Genomic DNA, 7,084 nt, shown 5'->3' with positions numbered 1-7,084 from the left:
GTTTGCGGTGAGTATGGGGTGGGGGAATTCTCCCACTGTCTGGCTTGTCGCTTGCAGAAGCCGCGCATGTCCCTCCACCCCCGACAGGTTCCTAGCCTAGAACATACAAGCCGCGACCTCGCGGCGAATCGCTCAGGCACCGCCGAAATAGGCAGTCAGGCTGCAATCGTTTCGCCCCGAGGTCGGGGCTCCCACAGGTTGGTTTGAGTGTCTGCTCCTGCCTTGTAGTTGCCGCTTCATGCGCAGATAAGACTTTGAACAGGCTCTAAGGCCCGCTCCATCCCGCGCAAAATCCAAAACATCAACCTGCCTGACTGACCTGGAAGGCCCTTGAGCACGTCTAACGCCCATCAGTAGCGACTATAAAAAATTACTACAAAAATCTCAAAAACGCCGTTTTATCTATCTGTAAATGATTTTGAACAGTGCGACATCGCGCCGCACTTCACTACTTAATTAGCGGTTATATTTTCAGACATTTATTCACGATATCCTCATGTAAGGCGATTTTAGCGGCTTAAATACAATATTTTATCGAGATAATCGGGCATGAAAAATAACAATATCTCCGATAACTTGTAGTCATGAAAAATAATTACTCCATGAATATTGCTTACCGACGCGCACTGTTTGCAGAATGCCGCGGTACGACTTTAGTCGACACCGTACCTCTGCCGCCCTCTGGGTGAATCTGCAACGATCGCAGGAGATGCAAGCGTGCACATTGGTGTTCCCCTCGAAACCCAGGCAGGCGAAACGCGGGTGGCCGCGACGCCGGAAACCATCAAGAAACTGATCGGCCAAGGCCACCAGGTCACTGTTCAGAACGGTGCCGGCATTGCCGCCAGCATTACCGATGCAGCCTATACCGCCGCCGGTGCCAGCATCGGCGATGCCGCCGCGGCATTCGGCGCCGAGTTGATTCTCAAAGTGGTCGCCCCCAGCGACGCCGAGCTGGCTCTGATGAGAAGCGGCGCCGTACTGGTCGGCATGCTCAACCCGTTCAGCAACGAGACCATCGCCCGGCTCAACGCTGCCGGCGTCACCGCCTTCGCCCTGGAAGCGGCCCCGCGTACTTCTCGCGCCCAGAGCCTGGACGTACTCAGCTCCCAGGCCAACATCGCCGGCTACAAGGCGGTGATGCTGGCGGCTAACCACTACCCGCGCTTCATGCCCATGCTGATGACCGCCGCGGGCACGGTGAAAGCCGCTCGCGTGCTGATCCTCGGCGCTGGCGTTGCCGGCCTGCAGGCCATCGCCACGGCCAAACGCCTGGGCGCGGTGATCGAGGCCTCCGACGTGCGCCCAGCCGTGAAGGAGCAGATCGAGTCCCTCGGCGCCAAGTTCGTCGACGTGCCGTTCGAAACCGACGAGGAGCGCGAGTGCGCCGAAGGCGTCGGCGGTTACGCCCGGCCGATGCCGGCATCTTGGATGGAACGCCAGGCCAGGGCCGTGCACGAGCGTGCCAAGCAGGCCGACATCGTCATCACCACCGCGCTGATTCCCGGCCGCAAGGCGCCAACGTTGCTGCACGAGGCCACGGTCGCCGAGATGAAGCCCGGCTCCGTGGTCATCGACCTGGCCGCCATTCAGGGCGGCAACTGCCCGCTGACCGAACTGGACAAGGTGGTGATCAAGCACGGCGTGACCCTGGTCGGCCACGGCAACCTGCCCGCCCTGGTCGCCGCCGACGCCTCGGCCCTGTATGCGCGCAACCTGCTCGATTTCCTCAAGCTGGTGATCAAGGACGGCGCCTTCCACCTCGACCTGGAAGACGACATCGTCGCTGCCTGCCTGATGTGCACGGGCGGCGAGATCAAGCGCCTCAATAAATGATGCCTTCCTCTCCTTATGGAGAGGCCAACGACTACAAGAAAGGATCACAGCGATGGATCTGATTTCCGACGGAATCTACAACCTGATCATCTTCGTGCTGGCCATCTACGTCGGCTACCACGTGGTCTGGAACGTCACCCCTGCCCTGCACACGCCGCTGATGGCGGTCACCAATGCCATTTCGGCGATCGTCATCGTCGGCGCCATGCTCGCCGCCGCACTCACCGTCACCCCGCTGGGCAAGACCATGGGCACCCTGGCCGTGGCACTGGCAGCGGTCAACGTGTTCGGTGGCTTCCTGGTCACCCGACGCATGCTGGAAATGTTCAAGAAGAAGGCCGCCAAAGCGGCGGTGGAGAAGTAAGCGATGAGCATGAACCTGATCACCCTTCTCTATCTGGTCGCATCGGTGTGCTTCATCCAGGCGCTCAAGGGCCTGTCGCACCCGACCACCTCGCGGCGCGGCAACACCTTCGGCATGATCGGCATGACCATCGCCGTGCTCACCACCCTCGGCCTCATCCATAAACTCGGCAGCGAGCTGGCGGTACAGGGCATCGGCTACGTGATCGTCGGCCTGCTGGTCGGCGGCACTGCCGGTTCGATCATGGCCAAGCGCGTCGAAATGACCAAGATGCCCGAGCTGGTCGCCTTCATGCACAGCATGATCGGCCTGGCGGCGGTGTTCATCGCCATCGCGGCCGTCGTCGAGCCGCAATCCCTGGGTATCGTTGCCGCGATCAGCGATCCGATTCCCAACGGCAATCGCCTAGAGCTGTTCCTCGGTGCGGCCATCGGCGCCATCACCTTCTCAGGCTCGGTGATCGCCTTCGGCAAGCTGTCCGGAAAGTACAAATTCCGCCTGTTCCAGGGGGCGCCAGTACAGTTCGCCGGCCAGCACCTGATCAACCTGCTGATCGGCCTTGCCATCGCCGGCCTGGGCCTGTACTTCACCTTCACCGGCAATCTCACGGCCTTCGCCGTATTGGTGGCCCTGGCTTTCGTGATCGGCGTGTTGATCATCATCCCCATCGGCGGCGCGGACATGCCCGTGGTGGTGTCGATGCTCAACAGCTACTCGGGCTGGGCAGCGGCCGGTATCGGCTTCTCGCTGAACAACTCGATGCTGATCATCGCCGGCTCCCTGGTCGGTTCCAGCGGCGCGATTCTCTCGTACATCATGTGCAAGGCGATGAACCGCTCGTTCTTCAACGTCATTCTCGGCGGTTTCGGCGGCGCGACCGATACCGGCCCGGCGGCTGGCAGCAGCGAGCAACGCCCGGTCAAATCCGGCTCCGCGGACGATGCCGCGTTCCTGCTCGGCAATGCCGACAGCGTGATCATCGTGCCCGGCTACGGCTTGGCCGTGGCCCGCGCTCAGCATGCACTAAAGGAATTGACCGAGAAGCTGGCGCACAAGGGCGTGACCGTGAAGTACGCGATCCACCCGGTGGCGGGCCGCATGCCCGGCCACATGAACGTGCTGCTGGCCGAGGCCGAAGTGCCTTACGACCAGGTGTTCGAGATGGAAGACATCAACGCCGAATTCGGCCAGGCCGATGTGGTGCTGGTGCTCGGCGCCAACGACGTGGTCAACCCGGCGGCGAAGAACGATCCCAAGTCGCCGATTGCCGGCATGCCGATCCTCGAAGCCTTCAAGGCCAAGACCATCATCGTCAACAAGCGCTCGATGGCCAGCGGCTATGCCGGACTGGACAACGAACTGTTCTATCTGGACAAGACCATGATGGTATTTGGCGATGCCAAGAAGGTCATCGAGGACATGCTCAAGGCCGTAGAATGACCCGCAAAGGGGCGCGCTAGAGCGGTCGCGCCCCTTTCGAGTGCAATTCGGCGTCAAGGGAAAAATACAGCAGCGCTGATTGGTAACGAGAATTGCTGCTCAAAAAAATAAATAGCTAAGCAACTATACCGAACAATCGTAACTGTACCGCAATTAATTCACTTAAAATTTAGATATTTTCAGCGTAAAAAACTGCCAAACACGCTAAGTCACGGCAAATTCACAAACACCGTTACAGTTACCATCTAAATTGTAGGAACAGTTAAAAAGCAACCTATCTAGTGCTCAGCTAATTTACTTCAGCTGTGGCTACTGCAAATCCCGTGCGAGGACGAAAATGGGCACCAGAACTTAACCAGTCCCGCCAAAAGCGGAAGGATGCACGCCATGGAACGTACCCTCAGTTCCGATCTGCTTGTCGACAACTCGTCCAAATCTGCCACCAGCCTGCCGCTGAACATCCTGGCCACCCTGCTCCTGTGGCAGCGCCGGATCGTCAGCCGCCGCCAACTGGCACGCCTCGACCCTCGTCTGCTGGCCGATGCCGGTATCAGCGAGAGCCAGCGTTACGCCGAGCTGAGCAAGCCGTTCTGGCGCTAACCGCAATATCTGAGCTTCTCCCGCAAAACCCCGCCGGCATGCAGCGCCGGCGGGGTTTTGTCGTCATGGGTAGCGGTAATCTCATCGTCACTGCCTTGTAAACAAACTGTGTCGGTCTTTTTCTTCCCAGGCTTGCAGAGCGGTTAGAATGTGGCTTTCCGTGAGCCGTAGAGACCAAGCCCATGCCCAATGTCCGCACCCTCGCCTTCGTCAGTCTGTTCGGCCTCGCTACCGGCGCCAGCGCCAGCAGCTTCGTGGTCACCACAGACACCCTGGTCGACGCACTTGCCGCCACCATCGACACCACCTCCAACGCCACCTCTTCGGTGGTCGATAACAAGGTCGTGCTGGCCGCCAGAGACGACGCTGCCAGCTTCGTCGCCAGCGCCGGCGCCGTGCGCGGCGCTCACCTGGAAAACGCCCTGCAGCACATCCGCGAACGCATGCCGAGCCTGCAAGCCGACGATGCGCAACTGGCGCAGGCTATCCTAGCTCGCTAACCATTCGTCATTGCCGGAACTGCGGCAGGCGTTCCCCGTCCAAGCAGCCAATCAAACCCCATTCGGAGACCGTTCATGAAGCGTCCGTTGTTAGCCGCCACCGCCTCGCTGGCCCTGTTCGCCGGCGCCGTACAGGCCCAGACCCTGGTGGCCACCAGCAACATCATCGTCCGCGCGCTGGATCGCACCATCAACTTCACCTCGGACACCACCACTTCGATCCGCGACATGAAAGTGGTGATCGAAGCCCGTGACGACGCTGCCAGCTTCGTCGCCAGCGAAGGTGACATCCGTGGCGCCCAGCTCGAAGCCGCCTTCGGCGCGCTGCGCAGCCAGGTTCCCGAGGCCCAGAACGCTTCCGATCAGGTACTCGCAGAAGCCATTCTCGCGCTGTGATGACCGCCCGCGGCTGGCTCCTGCTGCTGACCCTGCTGGTCAGCACGGCCAGCCACGCCCAGTTGCAATTCGCCCTCGACGATGCCGGGCTCACGCCCGAGCAACGCCACGCCAGCCAGACCCTACTCGACGAAGCTCATGCTGCCCTGCCGCCGCACCTGCGCGAAGCGCTGGACCGTGACGTGGCCGTGCGCTGGGTCGACATGCCAGCGGACAATTACGGCCGAGCCGGGCGCCTCAGCGGCGTCGAACTCAACGCCACGTTGCTGCCCAGCCTTACCGACGGCAGCGCGGCGACCACCCGCAACGGCCGCCCCCATGGCACCGTGCGCCAGGAACTGCTGGCCACCGTGCTGCATGAAGTGACCCACCTTTACGACCGTGGCGCCTACTGGAGCGCGGAGCAGCGCACCTTGCTGCGCCGCTGCCAGCGGCACAATGCCGACCTGGGCCCGGTCGGCCTGCGCGCCGAGTGCCGCGGCCAGACCGAGCGCCGCTTCACCCTCAGCGACGAGCCGCGCCTGCTCGACCTGGCCGGCTGGCCCCAGCGCGTCGGAAAACGCGGTGAGCGCGAAACTCATAACGGTCAGGTTGCCCGCAGCCCGGACAGCTACGAGCTGAGCAACCCGCGCGAGTTCGTCGCGGTGAACATGGAGTACTTTCTCCTCGACCCCGAATATGCCTGCCGCCGCCCGTCCCTGGCGCGCTTCTTCAGCGAGCACTTCGGCTGGTCGCCGGCCAGGCAAGCGCCCTGCGGCAACGGCTACGCCTACCTGAACGCAGGCCGTGATTTCGACAAGCAGGCGCTGGCCAACCTCGACCCTGAACGCGTCTACGAAGTGGATTACCTGCTCGCCGAGGCCAATCAGAACATGGCCAGCCGCTGGGGCCACAGCATGTTGCGCCTGGTCATCTGCGCACCGGGCCGTCCCCGGGGGCCGGATTGCCGGCTGGATCTGGATCAGCACCTGGTGCTGTCCTACCGCGCCTTCGTCAACGACGTGCAGCTGTCGAGCTGGGACGGCCTGACCGGCGCCTACCCGTCGCGCCTGTTCGTGCTGCCCCTGGCCCAGGTAATCGAGGAATACACCAAGGTCGAGCTGCGCAGCCTCGCCTCGGTGCCGCTGAAACTGCCGCGCGAACGCCTGGAGCAGCTGGTCGCCCGCGCCGTCGAGCAGCACTGGAGCTACGACGGTGACTATTTCTTCATCTCCAATAACTGTGCGGTGGAGACCCTCAAGCTGTTGCGCAGCGGAACCAACCATCCGCGCCTGCAGACACTGGACAGCATCACGCCCATCGGCTTGCTCGAAGTGCTCGAAGCCCGCGACCTGGCCGATGGCAGCGTGCTCGACGACTCGCGCGAGGCGCTGCGCCTCGGTTATCGCTTCGACTCGTTCCGCGACCGCTACCAGGCCATGTTCAAGGTGCTGCAGCAGCGCCTGCCAATCCGCCAACAGCGCGTCGAGGACTGGCTCGAGCAGCCATCCGAACAGCGCCGCCAATGGTTCGAGCAGGCCGACCTGCGCGCCAGCGCCGCCATGCTGCTGCTCGAACAGGCGGCAATGCGCCGTCAGTTGCTGCTCTCCCAGGACGAACTCAAGCAGCGCTACCTGACCGGCCGCGCCGCCAAGGACCCGAGCCTGAACAAGGCCGGTGATGCACTGGAGCAGATCCTCGCCAACACCGGCTTCCTGAGCCGCCCAGCCGAGCTGCTCGAAGGCGGTTACGGCCTGCCGCAGCAGGAAGAATGGCAGCGCCTGGAAAGCGAAACCCGCACGCGCCAGCAACAACTGAGCCTGCTCAGCGCTGACCTCGACGGCGAGGTGCGCAGCCTGCTCGAACCCCAGCGCCTGGCCGAGCTGGAAGCCAACGAGGCCAACCTCAAGCTGCTCGGCGAGCACCTGCGCAAGCTGCACAAGAAAAGCGGTGGGCTGCAGCTGTAAGA

Annotated in this window: 7 protein-coding genes; all 7 read left to right on the top strand. The window is 62.3% G+C overall.

Translation table 11 applies throughout. The annotated features are described in order from the left end of the window. Positions 1-717 precede the first annotated feature (717 nt). The 7 genes from BVH06_RS16360 (at position 718) to BVH06_RS16330 (ending at position 7,082) form a co-directional block, all read left to right on the top strand. Positions 718-1,836, top strand: a complete 1,119-nt coding sequence (locus BVH06_RS16360; RefSeq protein ID WP_075929892.1) for a Re/Si-specific NAD(P)(+) transhydrogenase subunit alpha — start codon at positions 718-720, stop codon at positions 1,834-1,836. A gap of 52 nt (positions 1,837-1,888) precedes the next feature. Further along, positions 1,889-2,200, top strand: coding sequence for an NAD(P) transhydrogenase subunit alpha (locus BVH06_RS16355; protein WP_074881214.1), 312 nt, complete (start codon positions 1,889-1,891; stop codon positions 2,198-2,200). 3 nt (positions 2,201-2,203) lie between these two features. Further along, positions 2,204-3,640 carry an NAD(P)(+) transhydrogenase (Re/Si-specific) subunit beta gene (locus tag BVH06_RS16350; protein ID WP_075934791.1) on the top strand — a complete coding sequence of 479 codons (1,437 nt, stop codon included), beginning with the start codon at positions 2,204-2,206 and terminating at the stop codon, positions 3,638-3,640. Between the two features lie 387 nt (positions 3,641-4,027). Further along, the gene (locus tag BVH06_RS16345; protein ID WP_074881216.1) at positions 4,028-4,240 is read left to right on the top strand and encodes a DUF1127 domain-containing protein; all 213 of its coding nucleotides are present in this window, start codon (positions 4,028-4,030) and stop codon (positions 4,238-4,240) included. 182 nt (positions 4,241-4,422) lie between these two features. Beyond that, positions 4,423-4,740: a DUF2388 domain-containing protein gene (locus tag BVH06_RS16340; RefSeq protein WP_075934790.1), complete on the top strand. Its 318-nt coding sequence runs from the start codon at positions 4,423-4,425 to the stop codon at positions 4,738-4,740. Between the two features lie 75 nt (positions 4,741-4,815). Then, positions 4,816-5,136 carry a DUF2388 domain-containing protein gene (locus tag BVH06_RS16335; RefSeq protein WP_013792566.1) on the top strand — a complete coding sequence of 107 codons (321 nt, stop codon included), beginning with the start codon at positions 4,816-4,818 and terminating at the stop codon, positions 5,134-5,136. Further along, positions 5,133-7,082, top strand: a complete 1,950-nt coding sequence (locus BVH06_RS16330) for a DUF4105 domain-containing protein (protein ID WP_371915297.1) — start codon at positions 5,133-5,135, stop codon at positions 7,080-7,082. The genes BVH06_RS16335 and BVH06_RS16330 overlap by 4 nt, the downstream gene beginning before the upstream one ends. The last annotated feature ends 2 nt before the right edge of the window (positions 7,083-7,084 follow it).

The sequence above is a fragment of the Pseudomonas sp. PA27(2017) genome (assembly GCF_001945445.1).
Taxonomy (GTDB): domain Bacteria; phylum Pseudomonadota; class Gammaproteobacteria; order Pseudomonadales; family Pseudomonadaceae; genus Aquipseudomonas.
This window is presented reverse-complemented; position numbering and strand designations above follow the sequence as displayed.